Here is a 16,956-nt window from a genome sequence, read left to right on the forward strand (position 1 = left end):
TGCGTCAGATAGCCCATCTAGGGGTCATGATAACCCGTTTCCTAACAGCCCTTGCCCTTGGATGCGCCACGGCCCTGCCGCTTGCCGCTGGCGACCGTTTCGAGACGCCCGTGAAGGGCGAAATACTGACCGGCTGGCAGCAGCCTGATGGCACGCGGATAGCAGCCTTGCGGCTGACACTGGCCCCCGGATGGAAGACGTATTGGCGCACGCCCGGTGATGCGGGCATCCCGCCATATTTTGACTGGTCAGGCTCTGACAACCTTCGCGGTGTGGGCATCACCTGGCCTGCCCCAGAGGTGTTTCTGACCGCGGGAATGCGCACCATCGGATATTCTGGTGATTTGATCCTGCCGATTACATTGGCCCCTTCACGCGCGGGCCTGCCCATGACGATCACAGCGAACCTCGACATCGGCGTGTGCAGCGACATTTGCGTGCCACATCAGATGACACTGACCGCTGTCATAGACGACACTAATACCAAGCCAACGCCAGCCATTGCGGCGGCGCTCGCGGCACAGCCCTATACCGCAAAGGAAGCGGGCGTGACCTCGGCCACCTGCGCGTTGAGCGTTACGGCGGACGGGATGTCCATTCGGGCCACACTTGCCCTGCCGTCCACAGGTGGTGACGAGGTCGTTATCATTGAGCCCGGCCAGCCGGGCCTCTGGATGAGTGAAACACGTACCAAACGCAGCGGCAAAACACTGACAGCGCAGGGCGAGATGATGGCAAGCGGGAACGGGCCAGTTGCTCTTGACCGCTCTGAAATCCGGATCACCGTGCTGGGCAGGAAACACGCAGTCGATATCAAGGGCTGCCCGCCCGAGTGATCAGCTTATGCTGCGGCCACGCAAGATCGCAAAGGACAGCGCGGCAATCACATAACCAGCTAACGCAACGCCTGCCGTACCGGCGATAAATAGCAACAGAGCTCCCGTCATCGGAGACAGGCTTTGCAGCAATGGCAGCGCGGCAGCAAATGCAGGGTGCAGCGCATCATACCAAGCCGCCCAACCCAATGTCAGTGCGCCCCATCCGATAATCATCGCCCACAACAAAACCAATCCAAACCGCATCGCGTTCACCGGGGCGCGCACCCCGCGCCGCATGGCCGCAATCTGACGCGAGAAATCGTGCTGCGTCGCAACCAGCGCAGGCACGACCAAAAGTACCAGCACCATGCCAAATCCCAGACCGTAGACCAGCGTGATCACCGTGGGTTTAAGGAACTGGGCCTGCTGGCTTTGCTCGTAAAGCAGGGGCGCCATGCCCAGCACGGTCGTCATCGTGGTCAGCATGACCGGTCGCAACCGGTCTGCTGCGCCATCGATGATCGAAGGAATGAGGCCGCGCGTTTCTGCGTATTCGTCGATGGTCGTTACCAGCACGATTGAATCGTTGATGATAATGCCCGTCATGCCCACGAGCCCCACGACCGTGAACATACTCAGCGGAACATCCCATAGATTATGACCGTAAATCGTGCCGACCAGCCCGAAAGGAATGATCGCCATCACCACCAGCGGGCGCGTCCAGCTGCCAAAGACCCAAGCCAATACAAAGTAGATGCCGGTCAGACACAGGATCAGACCGGTCATGGCATCATTGAGGAATTCGTCCTCCTGTTCGCTTAACCCAGCCAGCCGGAATTCCACCTGACGTTCCGACGCAATGCGCGGCAGGATATCATTTTGCAGGGCATCCTGAACTTCGGTCGCACGGGACGGATCGTCTTCGGAGATATCACCAGTGACCGAAATCAGGCGGATACCATTCTCGCGCCGCACCGTTGAAAATCCGGTGCGGCGTTCCACGCTCACGATATCTGCCAGCGGCACATACAGACCATCCGGCGTCCGCATCTGCGTACGGTCGAGGAAATCGGCGGTCAATTCTCCTTCGGGCAGTTCCACCCGAATCGTGGCTGAACGCGGTCCTTCGGGATAGGTCGCCGCCTCGATCCCGCCCAAGCGGTGGCGCAGCGCCCGACCCAGCGTGTCGATGGTAAAGCCCAGCGCCTGCCCCTGCGGGGTCAGATCAAGGATCAGTTCCTCCTTGTCATATGCCAGATTGTCCTGCACCGCGCTGACCTCCGGGTAGAGCCTTAGCGCGTCTTGCAGGTCTTCTGAGGCCGCCTTGAGCGTATCAGTATCCGCCCCGTAGAACTGAACGTCGAGTGCATCACCGCCAGGCCCGGAACGCCAGCCCCGGAAGCTGACGGTTTCAGCCAGCGGATGCTGCACCACGCGGTCCTGCAATTCCCCCACGAAGGCAAAACTGGAATAGGGGCGCAGGTCAGCGTCAATCAATTCAATCGAGATCCCGCCAAGCAGATCGTTGTCCTTGTTGTCCGCGCCTGCAAGGCCGTAGCCGGAATTGCCGCCGATTTGCGCGATCACGTAATCAAGCGGGTTGGTGCCATGGCGTTCTTCATATTCCGCGCCCAATTCTTCGGTCGCACGCTGCATTTCGCGCATCATGGCAAGGGTATCGCTGCGTGTAGCCCCTTCGGCCATGATGAAGTTACCCGTGACCGACCCGCGCTCAGGCGCATTGAAAAAGCGCCATTGGACATCGCCCTTAATGAAAAGCGCAGCTTGTGAAGCGAGGACGACAACAACGCTCGCCAAAACCACATATCGCGCCTTGATCACCCCGGCCATGAAAGGTCGAAACGCCTTTTCCCGGAGCCAGACGAAACCCGTGTTCACCACACGGCTTGGCACATCATACCAATGCCGCTTGTCTGCCGCCTTCATTGCGTGGGCCATGTGGTTGGGCAAAATGAGGAAACATTCGACCAGTGATGCCGCCAGAACCGCAATCACGGTGAAAGGGATATCGCGGATCAGATCGCCAAAACGCCCCCCCACGGCAACCAGACCGAAAAACGCAATGATTGTTGTCAGCGTGGCGGCAAAGACCGGCATGGCCATCCGATTGGCGGCATTCTCTGCCGCCTGCATCGCAGTTTCGCCCATGCGAAAACGATGGTCAGTGTGTTCGCCCACAACAATTGCGTCATCCACCACGATGCCCAGCGTGATGATCAACCCAAAAAGAGAGACCATATTGATCGTCAGCCCGCCCAGATACATCAGGGCAATCGCGGCCCCCATCGCAACCGGGATCCCTGCGGCGACCCAGAACGCGGTCCGCGCATTTAGGAATAGAAACAGCAGGCAAATCACAAGGCCAAGGCCCATCAATCCATTGTCGATAAGGATGTCGAGGCGGCCTGTAATCGCAGCAGCCCGCGTGCGGATCAGCTCCAGCGTGACACTGGCAGGCAGACTTGCCTGCAACTCAGCGGCGACACGTTCGACGTCTTCCTGAATGCCGATGGCGTCACCCCGGTCAGAACGGTCCACGCGAACGGATATCGCCGGATCAGGCCCAACAAAGAAACTGCGTTCGCGGTCGACACCTTCCTGACGAACGATCGCGATATCGCCAACCGTCAGCTTGGATCCGTCAGGGTTGGAGCGCAGCACAATGCTTGCAATCTCTCGGGCGGACCTCTTGGCGATGCCGGTGCGCACCCGCGCGTTGGCCCCGGTCACATCACCAGCGGGGTCGGCATCTACTTCTTCGGCAATGGCAGCCGCGATGTCGGCCATGCTGACGTCATAAGCGATCAGCTTGGCTGAAGGCACTTCGACGAGAGTCTGTGGCGCGGCGACGCCCTGTATCGTTGTCCGGGTTACACCTGCCGCGAAAAGGCGCGTGACAAATTCGTCGGCAAACCGTCCCAACTGTTCTGGCGCAAGCGGCCCGGTGATCACCACATCCGTCACCCGGTCGCGCCACGCACCCCGTCTGACGGAGGGGTCTTCGGCCTCTTCCGGCAATGTGGTGATGGCATCCACTGCCGTTTGCACATCGTTGGCCGCCCGCGCCATGTCCCAGCCCGGCTCAAAATCCAGGGACACGATACCCCGGCCCTCGCGCGAGGTACTTGAAGAGCTCTCCACGCCCTCGACCGACAGCAGCGCCGGCTCCAGGACTTGCACGATTGCCGCGTCAACGTCCTCGGCCCCGGCCCCGGTCCACACGGTTGTGACCGTCACGTTATCAACGATCACATCGGGAAAGAACTGCGCCCGCATATTCGGCGCGGAAACGACCCCCGCTACCAGCAACACCAGCAAAAGAAGGTTTGCCGCCGTTCGGTGACGCACGAAGTAGGATAGAACCCCGCCTGCGGCACCGGGAATTTTGCGTATCACGCCCTAGCCCCCCATCCGGCTTTCGATACGGGCGACCATGTTTGCGGGCACCCGTGGCTGCGCCAGTCTTGCTAGCACCCGCGCCTTGGCCTCTTCAGGCATTCTATCGTTGGCTTCCACAAAGGCCACGAGGCGAGCACGGCGCTCCTCTGAAAGCTCCAGCATCTCGGGTTCGCTGGAAATCGGGGTGTCGCGCTGCAATGGTTTTACCGCGATGCCGGCCCCCAGCAGGGGCGAGCGTGCCTCTACCAACTGACGTCCGACGATTGGGCCACGGACCAACACGTCATCCCCCTGTCGGCGCAACATCTCAACAGGGATCGCTTCCAGCCGGTTCTCGCTGTCGAGCACCAGAACCTGACTGTCGGCCCCGATGGCTGAGGCAGGCAAACGCACTACGTTTTCAAGCACCGGTTCCTGCACGCGGACCGTGACGAAGTCACCGGGCTTGAAGCCCTTGGCGCTGTCCAGGAGGGCGAATATCAGCCGCCCCGTCGCGCCTTCGCCCGCGGCAGCGCTTGCACGGCTGATGCGCCCCTTGGCCACAAGGTCCACACCCGCTGCATCCAGCGTGGCGTTTATATCCGCACGGATCAACTGCCCGTCTTCATCCAGCAAACGCGCATATTGCGCGTTGGAAAGACGAAATGACACCTCCAGATCGTTGGGATCAATCAATTCAGCCAAACGCTCATTGGGGGAAACCAGACGACCGACGATCACATCCGTGGCGGACAGGGTCCCGTCGAAAGGTGCTCTCAGCACTGTGTCTTCAAGACGCCGTTCAGCCTCGCCGCGTGCAATCTTGGCTCGCGCCAGACGGGTTGCGGCCTGATCCACCCGCGCCTCTGCCTGCGCAACCGCCTGGCGGCGGGAAACAACGGCCTGCCGCGCTTGCGATGCCGCAAGCTCTGCGGTCTCGGTCAGGCTGGCCGTGCCAACGCCGCGTTCAGCAAGATCGCGTTGCCGCTCAAAAGCACGCTCGCGCAGGGCCGCCTGTTCTGCAGAGGCGGCCAATTCGTCACGCGCCAGCACCAGCGACCGCGCCGCATCGCGCCCCTCAGCCTCGGCATCCAGAACATCGCTGGCAGCACGGTCCACGGCAGATTGTGCATCTGCGGGATCAAGCCGAACCAGCACCTGACCGGCCATCACGGTACCCCCGTCCTCAAACCCATCAGCCAGCTCGATCACGCGACCGCCATCTGCCGCGCGCAGTTCAAGCTGGCGGCGGCTTTGAACCTCTCCAAAAGTCTCAAGCACCGGCATCACATCAGATGCGCTGGCGTTGATCACGTTGACTGCAAAAATACGTTCCCGCGCTGTCGGCCCCTTTGGACCATCCGCCATGCGTTCACGCACCGCGTCACCAATCAGCGTAATAGCAAAAACCAGCAGGCCCAGCGTCATTGCCGCCAGGAAAAGGCCAATCATGCTTTGACGCAGAAACCGCATCTTCGTCCTATCTTTCAAAGAAGTCTCAGCAAACTAACTTAATAGCCCGTCAGAAAATACCAAGTCATAGCTATTGAACGGGGATGGGGCATTTTTCCGTCGCCGCATAGCAAATTTTATTATTTGCGACGCCGATGTTCATCCAGTCGCGGCATGATTTCCACGAAATTGCAGGGGCGGTGGCGGTAATCAAGCTGCTTTTGCAGGATTTCATCCCACGCGTCCTTGCAGGCACCCGGCGATCCGGGCAAGGCAAAGAGGTAGGTGCCGTTAGCGACGCCACCGGTAGCGCGACTTTGTACCGCAGAGGTGCCGATCTTTTGCATGGAAACGATCGTGAACACCGTACCGAACGCGTCGATCTCTTTCTCATAGACATCACGGTGTGCCTCGACCGACACATCGCGGCCCGTCAAACCGGTGCCGCCTGCGCTGATCACCACATCGATACCGTCATCCGCACACCACAAGCGCAATTGATCAGCGATCTGATCCCGCTCGTCAGGCAGAATGTGCCGTTCAACAAGCGTGTGACCCGCGTCCTCGATCCGCGATTGCAGCACATCGCCAGATTTGTCCTGAGACCGGTCGCGCGTGTCTGAAACGGTCAGAACCGCGATGCGGACCGGAATGAATTCCATCGTTTCATCAATGCGGCTCATGGGGTCTCCTTCTCATTCAGTTTGGCCTGAAGGTTCAGCAAATCGGCCCATGCCTCGCGTTTGAACTCTGGTGAGCGCAGCAGGTAGGCCGGGTGGAACATCGGTATCGCCGGGCGGCCTGCCGCTTCGGTCCAGATGCCGCGCAGGCGGGTGATGCCGCGTTTGCCCAGCAGGGCCTGACACGACCAATTTCCGACGATGACCAGCACCTCGGGCGCGGCTAGTTCAATATGGCGCAGCAGAAACGGTTTCATCATCGCGATTTCATCAGGCTTGGGATCGCGGTTCTGGGGCGGGCGCCATGGCAGGACGTTGGTGATATAGACCGGGGCCTGTTCATCGGCACGACCCATGTTGATCGCGGCAAGCATCTTGTCCAGCAGTTGTCCGGCCCGGCCCACGAAAGGACGGCCTTCGCGGTCCTCATCGCGGCCCGGCGCTTCGCCCACCAGCATGACGCGCGCGCCCGGCACACCATCAGAGAAAACAAGATTGCGCGCGCCTTTCTTGAGGTCACAATGCTCGTAAGCCGCCATCGCCGCACGCAGTTCCTCTAGTGTTTGTGCAGCCATTGCAGCCTGTTCGGCAACGGCGACAGCATCCACCTTTGCGGGCTCAGCATTCATCGGCGTGGCCGCAGGCGAGGATGCTTTCTTTGGCTTTTCCACTGCCGCGGGCACATCATAGCGGTTGACTGGTGCATCCCCGATCGCCTCGGTCGCGCCAAGTTCAATCTGCCAGTCAAGCAGGGCAAGGTCATGATGAAAACTGGTTGATTCCATACATGCAGCGTACCGCCCAACGCAGCCGAGCTAAATCCCTCATCGCGCGAGACCGTAAACTGTCGCGGCGCCTTGCCGCCGCTGCATCCGGACCTTTATAAGACCTCAACAGCATCAGGGGTTGCGCTTTCATGACTTTCGCTCACCGCCATCTGCTTGGCATCGAACACCTTAGCCAAAGCGATATCACCGCGATCCTTGATCTGGCCGATACCTACGCCGATCTGAACCGCCGCCCCGATAAACATGCGGACGCGCTGACGGGGCTGACGCAGATCAACATGTTCTTTGAGAACTCCACCCGCACGCAGGCCAGCTTTGAAATCGCGGGCAAACGGCTGGGCGCGGATGTGATGAACATGGCGATGCAGGCGTCCTCCATCAAGAAGGGTGAAACTCTGATCGACACGGCCCTGACGCTGAACGCCATGCACCTGGACCTGCTGGTGGTCCGCCATCCGCAGTCGGGTGCAGTGGACCTGCTGGCGCAAAAGGTAAATTGCGCTGTGCTGAATGCGGGCGACGGGCGACACGAGCATCCCACGCAGGCGTTGCTGGATGCGCTGACAATCCGGCGTGCGAAGGGCCGTTTGCACCGCCTGAGCATCGCGATTTGCGGCGATATCGCGCACAGCCGGGTGGCGCGGTCAAACATCATGTTGCTGGGCAAGATGGAGAACCGCATCCGGCTGATTGGTCCGCCGACGCTTATGCCATCAGGCATTTCCGAGTTCGGCGTAGAAGTCTTTGACAATATGGAAGAAGGCCTGAAGGACGTCGATGTGGTCATGATGCTGCGCTTGCAGCGCGAACGCATGGATGGCGGGTTTATCCCGTCAGAGCGTGAGTATTACCACCGCTACGGGCTGGACGCGGAAAAACTGGCCCATGCGGCGGATGACGCGATTGTCATGCACCCCGGCCCGATGAACCGCGGGATTGAGATTGACGGAACGCTTGCCGACGACATCAATCGCAGCGTTATTCAGGATCAGGTAGAAATGGGTGTGGCGGTGCGTATGGCCGTTATGGACCTTTTGGCCCGCAATCTGCGTTCCTCTACGATGGAACCAGCCTGAAAGGACCACGGCCATGATAAAGATACCGCGTCACGAACAAGGGACCACCCGGCTGTTCAGCCTATCTATGCCAGAAGACAAGGCGCGTGCCCTGGGAGATGACCCGGACCAGCAGCAGGCTCTGCTGGGGGTCGAGACACTGAACAGCAGCGGTGTCGAGGTTTTTTCCCTTTCAGATTTGGGTGATTTGGGACTGGCGGGATACCTGCGCGAAGGAATTGATGCGCAGGAAGAGCAACTGAAGCGTGACCGAACCAAGCTCTCTGCGCTGAGCGGTTGGGTGATGCTGGTGCATTCATCTGCTTTCGGTGGTCAGGGCGTCACTCTGTCCCCTGCACCGGAGCTCACCTTGATCGGGACCTACTCGCAAACGCCTACGAATGATGACGTCATCGACCTGCAAGCCGAAAGCGCCCAACCCTACACCGGAGAGCCAGACGTCACACCGGCAAAGGCACCGGATCGTCGTGGCAAAGGGTCGTTGGTTGTCGCGGTGCTCGCACTGCTGTTCATCCTTGTTCTGTGGTGGGCATTCTTTTGATAGGTTATGCGCAGTGTAGGTCACGAACAGCAAAGGACACATGTGATGCAAGAACCAAAGCCTGATCCAAAGATGTCCGGTCGCATCGCGATGATCGCGCTTATCGTCGCTTTCGGAATCGTGGGCCTGATGCTGTGGATTGGATAGCGGCGGACGGCATTACCTGGGCACCATCGCGTACTGTTTTCCTAAGGCGCGTGCTTTTGTCATCTGTATTGACCTTCGCTGGCCTTTCCGCCGTTGCCATTACGTTTTCTGCCTTCGCCAGTCTGCCCATAGGCTGGGCCTTTACAGTAGCCTTCATCCTGACCCTTGGCTTTGTGATCGAAGACGTGATGCGTTGGCGCAATGCACGAACAGACCGGTGGCAACTTAGCGAAGGGCAACTGATCCATGACGGTCCGGACGGACGGTCGCACGTCCCCCTGTCCGAGGTTGTATCCGCAAAACACCAATTTGGCGGGCGGGTGATTGTGAAACTCAAATCCGGCCAGCGTATTGCGATCCGCTACTTGCCCTTCCCGATCCAGACAGCCGAGCAGATTGACGCGGCACGGGGACCGCGCGCAAGCTAAGATCAAAACCCCCCTTGGTTCGCCGCGTCATTTCAGGCAAGAGGATGTAACCAGCATTCCAGACCGAAGGCCCGCCATGACGCTGCATTTCATCAATGCCAAGCTGATCGACCCCGAAGCGGGCCAGATCGTCACTGGCACCCTGAGCATTGCGAACGGCAAAATCAGTCAGATCAGCACAGACATGGCTCCGCTGCCTGAACAGGCACAGACCATTGACTGCAACGGGAAATACCTCGCACCCGGCATCGTCGATCTGGGTGTAAAGGTGTGCGAACCGGGCGAACGGCACAAGGAAAGCTATCGTTCAGCTGGCCTTGCCGCTGCGGCCGGGGGCGTCACCACGATGGTTACCCGGCCTGACACGGCGCCGGCTATCGACAGCCCCGAAGTGCTGGAGTTTGTCACCCGCCGCGCCAATGAAGTGGCCCCCGTCAACGTGGTGCCAATGGCCGCCCTGACCAAAGGCCGCGAAGGCCGAGAGATGACCGAAATTGGTTTTCTGATGGACGCAGGTGCGGCAGCCTTCACCGATTGCGACCGCGTGATCAGCGATACCAAGGTGTTTTCACGTGCGCTGACCTATGCGCGCAGCCTTGGCGCGCTGGTCATCGCGCATCCGCAAGAACCGATCCTGAGCGAGGGCGCGGCTGCAACATCGGGCAAGTTTGCCTCGCTCCGGGGACTGCCTGCCGTGTCGCCTATGGCAGAGCGAATGGGACTGGACCGGGACATTGCGCTGATCGAAATGACCGGTGCAAAATACCACGCAGACCAGATCACAACAGCACGCGCCCTGCCCGCATTGGCGCGGGCCAAGAAAAATGGGCTGGACATCACCGCAGGGGTCGGGATTCACCATTTGACGCTGAATGCGCTGGACGTGGCCGATTACCGAACGTTCTTTAAATTGAAACCACCGCTGCGGGATGAGGATGACCGACTGGCAGTGGCCGACGCTGTCGCATCCGGTCTGATCGATATCATATCGTCGATGCACACGCCGCAGGATGAGGAATCCAAACGGTTGCCCTTCGAAGAAGCGGCCTCCGGTGCGGTCGGACTTGAAACGCTGTTGCCTGCGGCCATGCGTCTTGTCCACGCTGAACTGATGGACCTGCCCACGCTATGGCGCGCGTTATCGCTGAACCCGGCGAAACGTCTGGGCCTGCCCAGCGGTCGGCTGAGCGTTGGTGCACCAGCCGATCTTGTCCTGTTTGATGCCGATGCCCCGTTTGTTCTGGATCGCGCAACACTGAAGTCAAAATCGCGCAATACCCCGTTTGACGGCATGCGCATGCAAGGTAAGGTGCTGCAAACTTTTGTTGCCGGAAATCGTGTTTTTGAGAGACCCTGATGCCACCAATTGAATCCTCTACGACTGTCCTGATTATTTGGGCTGTCGTGGGATATCTTATGGGGTCGATCCCTTACGGCATTCTGCTGACCCGGGTGATGGGTCTGGGCAATCTGCGCGATATCGGTTCTGGCAATATCGGCGCCACGAACGTTCTGCGGACAGGCAGCAAAAAGGCCGCCGCGCTGACGCTGCTGCTGGATGCGGCCAAGGGGGCCGTGGCGATTCTGCTTGCCAGGATGATCGCCGCTGAGGATGCCGTGCAGGTTGCAGCCCTCTTCGCGATGCTGGGGCATTGCTATCCGGTTTGGCTGCGGTTTCAGGGTGGCAAGGGCGTAGCAACGTTTCTGGGCATTATGCTGGCGTTGGCATGGCCCGTGGGAATCGGCTGCTGCATCCTGTGGCTTCTTGCGGCGGCAATTACCCGGGTGTCTTCCATGGGGGGATTGGCCGCTGCCTCCGGTTCGACAATTCTGCTGGTCGTGCTGGGCTATGGCTACGCCCTGCTGTTGGGCATTGCTTTGACCATCATCCTTTACGTCCGCCATCGGTCTAACATCATTCGGATCAAAGCAGGGACCGAACCCAAGATCGGCCAAAAAGGGTGACACCCCCACAAGACGTGGCTGACCGCATCAGGACTTTCCCGCCCGGAACTTGTACGGGTCGTGCTGCGGGAAAACGCTATGTTGCGACCCGTAGCCAGTTCAGCGCAGGCCGTGCGATCAAGCTTGTGGCCGAAGAACTGGGCGGACAGGACTACATCAGCGTCAACCTGTACGATCTGACCTCCGGACCGCAGCTTAATCCATGCGAGATGCCAAGCGCCAAGATTATTGCCTTCGTACGCGCCTTCATCGTCGACGAAAGCGATGAACCATGACCGATGTCAATTTCCCAGTTATCCTTTTTGCGGCATTTCTGGCCGCAGGCAGCCCCGGACCCGCGACGCTTGCCATCGCGGGTACGTCTATGTCGTCTGGCCGAAACACAGGACTGGCTCTCGCGTCAGGTGTTACAACAGGATCATTCATATGGTCCGTCTCAGCCGCTTTCGGATTGGGTGCTGTGATGGCCGCGAATGCCTGGGTGTTCGAGGTCATCCGCTATTTTGGCGCAGGATACCTCATGTGGCTTGCCATCAAAGCCGCGCGGTCTGCTTGGGCTGGCAACAGACTGGCAACCAAACCCTTGCCCCCGACCACGCCGCGACGCGCCTACACCAAGGGGCTAGCATTGCACCTCACGAACCCCAAGGCAGTGCTCTTTTTTGGCGCTCTTTACGCCATCGGTGTACCACCAGGGACGCCCCCAAGCGCGCTGATTATGGTGATCCTGGCTGTTGGTGTGCAAAGCATGATCATGTTTCACCTCTATGCGGTCATCTTTTCCTCAAGACCGATGACCGCCGCATACACCCGTGCAAAACGGGTGTTCGAAACTTTCTTTGCGCTCGCGTTCGGGGCGATTGCATTCAAGGTTTTGACTGCAAGAGTTAGCTGAACATCGGGATACGCAAAACTAAGACCAAGGAAACGCCCAAATCTCGCCGATTTTCCCGGAGACTTTGATTTCTGCTACAGATCGGGGGCACGGGCCGTGCGTAAAGTCTTTTCCTATTTCGAAAACTTCGTTTTTCGGTCGTTCAATTTCTGGGACCGCGCCACGCCCTTAGAATACTGGTGTGTGATGCCGGTGATCTGGGCCACAATCATTTTTGCCTTTGTCGGTGATTTGAAAGAATTCTGGGAATTCTTGCTGCGGCGTGAAGTGCCGCCTCTGAACCCGCTTTATTACGATTCCATCCTTCTATTTGGACTGACTGCGGTGCCGCGTCTGTCCCTGACGGTGCGACGGTTGCATGACAGCGGACGCAGCGGGAAATGGGCGAACTTGCCCCTCATCTCGCTTGTTTCCGGCCTTGTATTGATGATGGGAATCGGATCGACCGTTTTGTCGTCCAGTTTTGCCAGTGGCGGTTTGGGCACCGGAGGAGAAGTCGTAACGCTGATGGCGATTGGTGCCGCTTTGGTTCTGGGCGACACGAGCAACGTCTGGCCTGCGGCTTTCGCCTCCGCTGCGGTTTTGGACGCGATTGGCTGGGACGCAATATGGGGCATGCTTTCGGAAGTTATGGCGCGCACCGAAAGTGTCGAAATGGGAACCGCCGCATCGCAGTTCGGTCAAAGCCTGAAAGAGCAACCCTTGATGGGCGGCCAACTCCTGATTGCGATGATAGGCACAGTTGCGACCCCCTTCGTTGCAGCCTTCATGCACCTGTTTTTCATGCTGCTGCCCTCGGATCGCGACTATAACAGCTATGGTGAAAGCAGTGTTACGCCCGTCACCGGCGCACCCAAACGCAAAACGTCAGAAAACTCTTTGGCAGCCTACGCATGCCTGTTTGAGAAAACGCCTGAAGAACAAGCACGCCTGAAAGAAGCACAGAAAGCTGAGCTGAAAGCGCTCTATCGTAGCCGCGTGCTGGGTCAGACTGATACGCCTGACGCGCCCGTTTAGTAACTGTAATCGGCGTAGATCTGGGTCAGGTCGCCGTTCCATTTGCCATGATAATCTTCGAGCAGTTCGTCGGCGGGGACTTTACCCGTCTCAATGCTTTCCTTCAGCGCGCTGAGGAAATGGGTTTCGTCTGGGACCATGCCACCGGCTCCCGGCTTCGCGCGTGCTTGCAGCCCGGCTTCTGACAGGGCCACCGCCTCGCGCGCGATATCGTGCATGTTGATGCCTGTGACCTTGGCTTGCAGCCCGTCGATAGATGCCGCCACCCGCAACGCATCGTGTTGTGCCGGCGTCCAGTCTTTGACCAGATCCCATGCGCCATCAAGTGCGGTCTGATCATACATCAGTCCGACCCAGAACGCAGGCAGCGCACAAAGACGCCGCCACGGGCCGCCATCCGCGCCGCGCATTTCGATAAACTTTTTCATCCGAGCCTCGGGGAAGGCCGTGGTCAGGTGGTCTGCCCAGTCGCTGAGGGTCGGAGTCTCACCAGGCAGCGCAGGCAGCTTGCCCTTGAGAAAATCGCGGAAAGACATGCCAAGCGCGTCGATATATTCGCCATCGCGGTAGACAAAGTACATCGGCACATCGAGCGCGTATTCCACCCACCGCTCAAAGCCGAAGCCGTCTTCAAAAACGAAAGGCAAGGTACCGGTGCGCGCGGCATCCAGGTTGCGCCACACCATTGAACGGAGGGATTTGTAGCCGTTTGGCTTGCCCTCAAAGAACGGTGAATTGGCGAAAAGCGCTGTCGCCACAGACTGCAGGGCCAGTGCCACGCGCATCTTTTGGACCATGTCCGCCTCTGTTCCGAAATCAAGGTTCACCTGTACGGTGCACGTCCGGCGCATCATGACCCGGCCCATTGAACCGACCCGCGTCATGTAATCATTCATCAATTTGTATCGGCCCTTGGGCATCAGATCCATCTGCTCGTGGGTCCAAATCGGGGCCGCACCAAGACCAATGAAACCCGCTCCGATTTCATCCGCCACATCCTTGACCTCGCGCAGGTGCACGTTCACCTCATCGCAGGTCTCATGAATGGTTTCCAAGGGGGCGCCGGAAAGCTCAAGCTGACCACCGGGTTCGAGCGATATGTTCGCACCCTCTTTCTCAAGCCCGATCAATTTGCCTTTTTCTTCGACCGGGGCCCAATTGTGCCGGTCGCGCAGCCCTTCCAGCATCACCCGGATCGATCGCTCGCCCTCGTAAGGCAGCGGTTTCAGCGTATCCTTGCAGTAACCGAATTTCTCGTGCTCTGTCCCGATGCGCCAGTCTTCGCGGGGTTTGCATCCGTCAGCCAGATATTCCGCAAGCTGTTCGTGACGCTCGATAGGGCCGCCGCCGGACTGAGGAATGGACATGACAAATGGCTCCGGGATCGCTTTGGTTGAATGGTCAGGGATGGGCGGAATTCACCGGGGTGTCAATGCAGCAACGCACCCTCGGGCCGCAAGGGACCACGCTGCCAGATCACGACCGCCTGATGTGGGTTCGTTCTGAGGGTGCTGAGCATCCTTTCGGTTCTGAGCCCCGGCAGGGTGGCGAAAGCATCAAAAAGCGCATCCGCCCCAGCGGCATTAATCGGGATCAACAAAGGCGGTTGCCCCTTTTGCGCCAGACGCCAATGCGCGGGAAACATAGCGCCTTCAAGGGTAAGGCTTTCCATCTCCCGCAGCGCCACTGTACCGCCTGTCAGTGGTCCGAAATAGGTCACCTGCCCTTCGTCCACCTGAACCGCACCCGCGCCGCCATCCGGACCACGAAAGCGACCACGCTGAATGCCCAACCAGATCAGGACGATCCCGCCAAACAAAAAGGCATAACCGGGAACGGCCAGCAGGAAACCGGGACCAGAGATCAGCCAAAGTCCCGCCAAGGTCACCAGAGCGCCAGCAATGGCTTCGCGCCACCGCCAGACAGCAGCTTTGGCTTCAGGCCTGAAAAAGGTCATCGGCACCTCTATTCGTAACAAACAACATCACAAGCATCTTCAGTTTTTCCAATCGCCCAGCGCCTGTTGCCAGACCGTCATGGCCGCAACTGCAGCGGTATCCGCCCGTAGGATGCGCGGCCCAAGAGTGACCGCATGGGCATGTTCCAATTTGTCCAGGCGGGTGCGCTCCCGTTCTGAAAATCCCCCTTCTGGTCCGATCAGGATTGCCCAAGGTGCCACCAGTTCGGAGCTGGTTGGAAGGCCAGCATCCGCCCCTGCAAGCGCCTCGTCACAGAACATGATCTGACGGGCTGTGTCCCATCCGTCCAACAACCGGTCAAGTTTCACAGCCTCGGCCACCTCAGGCACAAATGTCCCGCCACATTGTTCTGCCGCCTCTATCGCGTGTGCCTGCAGACGGTCCCGCTGCACCCGGCCTGCATTGGTGAATTCGGTCATGACGGGAATAATGCGTGTGGCACCCATCTCGGTCGCTTTTTCAACGATAAAGTCAGTGCGGGCCTTTTTGATCGGGGCGAACATCAACCACAGATCCGGGGGCATCCGCAGCGGCGCCGTCTGCGCCGCACAGATCAGCGTCCCGCCGCGCTTGCCAGCCTCGGCGATTGTGGCCCGCCATTCCCCATCCTGCCCGTTAAAGAGCAGCACGTCGTCATCAACCGTCTGACGCATCACACCAAAAAGGTAATGCGCCTGCCCCTTCTCCAAAGGAACCGATTGCCCCCCACCCAAAGGGTGCTCTACATACAGTCTGATCTTCGCACTCATGAGCCTGATATATGCAAGACATGCCGCCATCACCAGACGCGCCGGTTGCAGATGCGCCTTCCGACAACTGGGTGGACCTTTATGCGCCGTCCTTTGCACGGCCCTACCTGCGGCTCAGCCGGGCGGACCGGCCTATCGGGACATGGCTATTGCTTCTGCCCTGCTGGTGGGGTCTGGCACTCGCGATTCTTTACGACCAGAGCCCACGCTGGGAAGATCTTTGGATCTTCATCGGCAGCGGGATCGGCGCTTTCCTGATGCGCGGCGCGGGCTGCACATGGAATGACATCACGGATCGCAATTTCGACGCACAAGTCGCGCGGACACGGTCGCGGCCTATTCCGTCGGGTCAAGTTTCGGTCAACGGCGCGCTGGCGTGGATGGTCATCCAGGCGCTTCTTGCCGCCTGCATCCTGTTCACATTCAACATCGCGGCGATATCACTGGGGGTGCTGTCTCTCTTGCTGGTAACGGTCTACCCGTTTGCCAAGCGCTTTACCTGGTGGCCACAGGTCTTTCTTGGCCTTGCTTTCAATTGGGGCGCGTTACTGATCTGGACAGCACATACGGGCAGCCTGGGCGCCCCTGCCCTTCTGCTCTATGGCGCGGGTATTGCATGGACGCTGTTCTATGACACCATCTATGCGCATCAGGATACCGAGGACGACGCGCTGATCGGTGTGAAGTCCACCGCACGGCTTTTTGGGGACAAATCGCCGCAATGGCTGCGCCGTTTCCTTATGGTGACTGTCGGGCTGATGGGGCTTGCCGTGATCTTTTCGGCGATGCCAAACGCCTCTGCCCTTGCGCTGGTGATCGCGCTTGCAGGCCCTTGGGCCATGGGCTGGCACATGGCGTGGCAGCTGCGCGGTCTCGACCTCAACAATCCGGGCAAGATGCTGCAATTGTTTCGCGCCAACCGCGACACCGGCATGATCCCGCTGCTGTTTTTCGCTGGCGCCCTTCTGGCGTGATTGCGCGTCGCGGTGCGCAGGCGTACAAACACCGCAAAAGAACAGAGA

17 protein-coding genes are annotated in these 16,956 nt (G+C 59.3%); 10 read left to right on the top strand and 7 right to left on the bottom strand.

Annotated features, from left to right (window positions below; genetic code table 11):
• Positions 1–26: 26 nt before the first annotated feature.
• Entirely contained in the window at positions 27–836 is an 810-nt protein-coding gene (locus GV827_RS09150) for a protein-disulfide reductase DsbD domain-containing protein (RefSeq protein ID WP_164353480.1), read from the top strand.
• On the opposite strand, the gene GV827_RS09155 is transcribed toward GV827_RS09150, so the two are convergent.
• The 4 genes from GV827_RS09155 to GV827_RS09170 form a co-directional block, all read right to left on the bottom strand.
• The gene (locus GV827_RS09155) at positions 837–4,232 is read right to left on the bottom strand and encodes an efflux RND transporter permease subunit (protein WP_408056267.1); all 3,396 of its coding nucleotides are present in this window, start codon (positions 4,230–4,232) and stop codon (positions 837–839) included. It abuts the gene before it with no gap.
• A gap of 6 nt (positions 4,233–4,238) precedes the next feature.
• The gene (locus GV827_RS09160; RefSeq protein ID WP_164353482.1) at positions 4,239–5,690 is read right to left on the bottom strand and encodes an efflux RND transporter periplasmic adaptor subunit; all 1,452 of its coding nucleotides are present in this window, start codon (positions 5,688–5,690) and stop codon (positions 4,239–4,241) included.
• Positions 5,691–5,809: 119 nt separating this feature from the next.
• Positions 5,810–6,352 carry a molybdenum cofactor biosynthesis protein B gene (gene moaB / locus GV827_RS09165; protein ID WP_164353483.1) on the bottom strand — a complete coding sequence of 181 codons (543 nt, stop codon included), beginning with the start codon at positions 6,350–6,352 and terminating at the stop codon, positions 5,810–5,812.
• Positions 6,349–7,134, bottom strand: a complete 786-nt coding sequence (locus GV827_RS09170; protein ID WP_164353484.1) for a uracil-DNA glycosylase — start codon at positions 7,132–7,134, stop codon at positions 6,349–6,351. Before GV827_RS09170 ends, moaB begins: the two co-directional genes overlap by 4 nt.
• A gap of 131 nt (positions 7,135–7,265) precedes the next feature.
• Between GV827_RS09170 and GV827_RS09175 the strand changes: the two genes are divergently transcribed.
• The 8 genes from GV827_RS09175 (at position 7,266) to GV827_RS09210 (ending at position 13,206) form a co-directional block, all read left to right on the top strand.
• The gene (locus GV827_RS09175; RefSeq protein ID WP_164353485.1) at positions 7,266–8,213 is read left to right on the top strand and encodes an aspartate carbamoyltransferase catalytic subunit; all 948 of its coding nucleotides are present in this window, start codon (positions 7,266–7,268) and stop codon (positions 8,211–8,213) included.
• Between the two features lie 13 nt (positions 8,214–8,226).
• Positions 8,227–8,754, top strand: coding sequence for a hypothetical protein (locus GV827_RS09180; RefSeq protein WP_164353486.1), 528 nt, complete (start codon positions 8,227–8,229; stop codon positions 8,752–8,754).
• A gap of 203 nt (positions 8,755–8,957) precedes the next feature.
• Positions 8,958–9,329, top strand: a complete 372-nt coding sequence (locus tag GV827_RS09185) for a hypothetical protein (protein ID WP_164353487.1) — start codon at positions 8,958–8,960, stop codon at positions 9,327–9,329.
• Positions 9,330–9,405: 76 nt separating this feature from the next.
• The gene (gene pyrC, locus GV827_RS09190; protein ID WP_164353488.1) at positions 9,406–10,686 is read left to right on the top strand and encodes a dihydroorotase; all 1,281 of its coding nucleotides are present in this window, start codon (positions 9,406–9,408) and stop codon (positions 10,684–10,686) included.
• Complete coding sequence (gene plsY, locus GV827_RS09195) at positions 10,686–11,294, top strand: glycerol-3-phosphate 1-O-acyltransferase PlsY (RefSeq protein WP_164353489.1); 609 nt, start codon at positions 10,686–10,688, stop codon at positions 11,292–11,294. Before pyrC ends, plsY begins: the two co-directional genes overlap by 1 nt.
• 14 nt (positions 11,295–11,308) lie before the next feature.
• On the top strand, positions 11,309–11,569 hold the full coding sequence (locus GV827_RS09200; protein WP_164353490.1) for a hypothetical protein: 261 nt from the start codon (positions 11,309–11,311) through the stop codon (positions 11,567–11,569).
• Positions 11,566–12,189: a LysE family translocator gene (locus GV827_RS09205; protein WP_164353491.1), complete on the top strand. Its 624-nt coding sequence runs from the start codon at positions 11,566–11,568 to the stop codon at positions 12,187–12,189. Before GV827_RS09200 ends, GV827_RS09205 begins: the two co-directional genes overlap by 4 nt.
• 96 nt (positions 12,190–12,285) lie before the next feature.
• Positions 12,286–13,206, top strand: a complete 921-nt coding sequence (locus tag GV827_RS09210) for a DUF805 domain-containing protein (protein ID WP_164353492.1) — start codon at positions 12,286–12,288, stop codon at positions 13,204–13,206.
• On the opposite strand, the gene GV827_RS09215 is transcribed toward GV827_RS09210, so the two are convergent.
• From GV827_RS09215 to GV827_RS09225, 3 genes are all read right to left on the bottom strand, one after another.
• Positions 13,203–14,573, bottom strand: a complete 1,371-nt coding sequence (locus GV827_RS09215; protein WP_164353493.1) for a glutamate--cysteine ligase — start codon at positions 14,571–14,573, stop codon at positions 13,203–13,205. The two genes, GV827_RS09210 and GV827_RS09215, sit on opposite strands and share 4 nt — an antisense overlap.
• 62 nt (positions 14,574–14,635) lie before the next feature.
• Entirely contained in the window at positions 14,636–15,163 is a 528-nt protein-coding gene (locus tag GV827_RS09220) for a hypothetical protein (protein ID WP_164353494.1), read from the bottom strand.
• Positions 15,164–15,202: 39 nt separating this feature from the next.
• Positions 15,203–15,934, bottom strand: coding sequence for a 16S rRNA (uracil(1498)-N(3))-methyltransferase (locus GV827_RS09225; protein WP_164353495.1), 732 nt, complete (start codon positions 15,932–15,934; stop codon positions 15,203–15,205).
• A gap of 11 nt (positions 15,935–15,945) precedes the next feature.
• On the opposite strand from GV827_RS09225, the gene ubiA reads away from it, so the two are divergent.
• The gene (ubiA, locus tag GV827_RS09230) at positions 15,946–16,908 is read left to right on the top strand and encodes a 4-hydroxybenzoate octaprenyltransferase (RefSeq protein ID WP_164353496.1); all 963 of its coding nucleotides are present in this window, start codon (positions 15,946–15,948) and stop codon (positions 16,906–16,908) included.
• Positions 16,909–16,956: the final 48 nt, after the last annotated feature.

Origin of the sequence: Sulfitobacter sediminilitoris, from assembly GCF_010667575.1 — a bacterium.
Lineage (GTDB): Bacteria > Pseudomonadota > Alphaproteobacteria > Rhodobacterales > Rhodobacteraceae > Sulfitobacter > Sulfitobacter sediminilitoris.

Coding starts and splice junctions, on each gene's coding strand:
- GV827_RS09175 (WP_164353485.1), top strand. CDS start 7,266: ATGACTTTCGCTCACCGCCATCTGCTTGGCATCGAACACCTTAGCCAA.
- GV827_RS09170 (WP_164353484.1), bottom strand. CDS start 7,134: ATGGAATCAACCAGTTTTCATCATGACCTTGCCCTGCTTGACTGGCAG.
- ubiA (WP_164353496.1), top strand. CDS start 15,946: ATGCAAGACATGCCGCCATCACCAGACGCGCCGGTTGCAGATGCGCCT.
- GV827_RS09180 (WP_164353486.1), top strand. CDS start 8,227: ATGATAAAGATACCGCGTCACGAACAAGGGACCACCCGGCTGTTCAGC.
- plsY (WP_164353489.1), top strand. CDS start 10,686: ATGCCACCAATTGAATCCTCTACGACTGTCCTGATTATTTGGGCTGTC.
- pyrC (WP_164353488.1), top strand. CDS start 9,406: ATGACGCTGCATTTCATCAATGCCAAGCTGATCGACCCCGAAGCGGGC.
- moaB (WP_164353483.1), bottom strand. CDS start 6,352: ATGAGCCGCATTGATGAAACGATGGAATTCATTCCGGTCCGCATCGCG.
- GV827_RS09160 (WP_164353482.1), bottom strand. CDS start 5,690: ATGCGGTTTCTGCGTCAAAGCATGATTGGCCTTTTCCTGGCGGCAATG.
- GV827_RS09150 (WP_164353480.1), top strand. CDS start 27: ATGATAACCCGTTTCCTAACAGCCCTTGCCCTTGGATGCGCCACGGCC.
- GV827_RS09205 (WP_164353491.1), top strand. CDS start 11,566: ATGACCGATGTCAATTTCCCAGTTATCCTTTTTGCGGCATTTCTGGCC.
- GV827_RS09225 (WP_164353495.1), bottom strand. CDS start 15,934: ATGAGTGCGAAGATCAGACTGTATGTAGAGCACCCTTTGGGTGGGGGG.
- GV827_RS09220 (WP_164353494.1), bottom strand. CDS start 15,163: ATGACCTTTTTCAGGCCTGAAGCCAAAGCTGCTGTCTGGCGGTGGCGC.
- GV827_RS09215 (WP_164353493.1), bottom strand. CDS start 14,573: ATGTCCATTCCTCAGTCCGGCGGCGGCCCTATCGAGCGTCACGAACAG.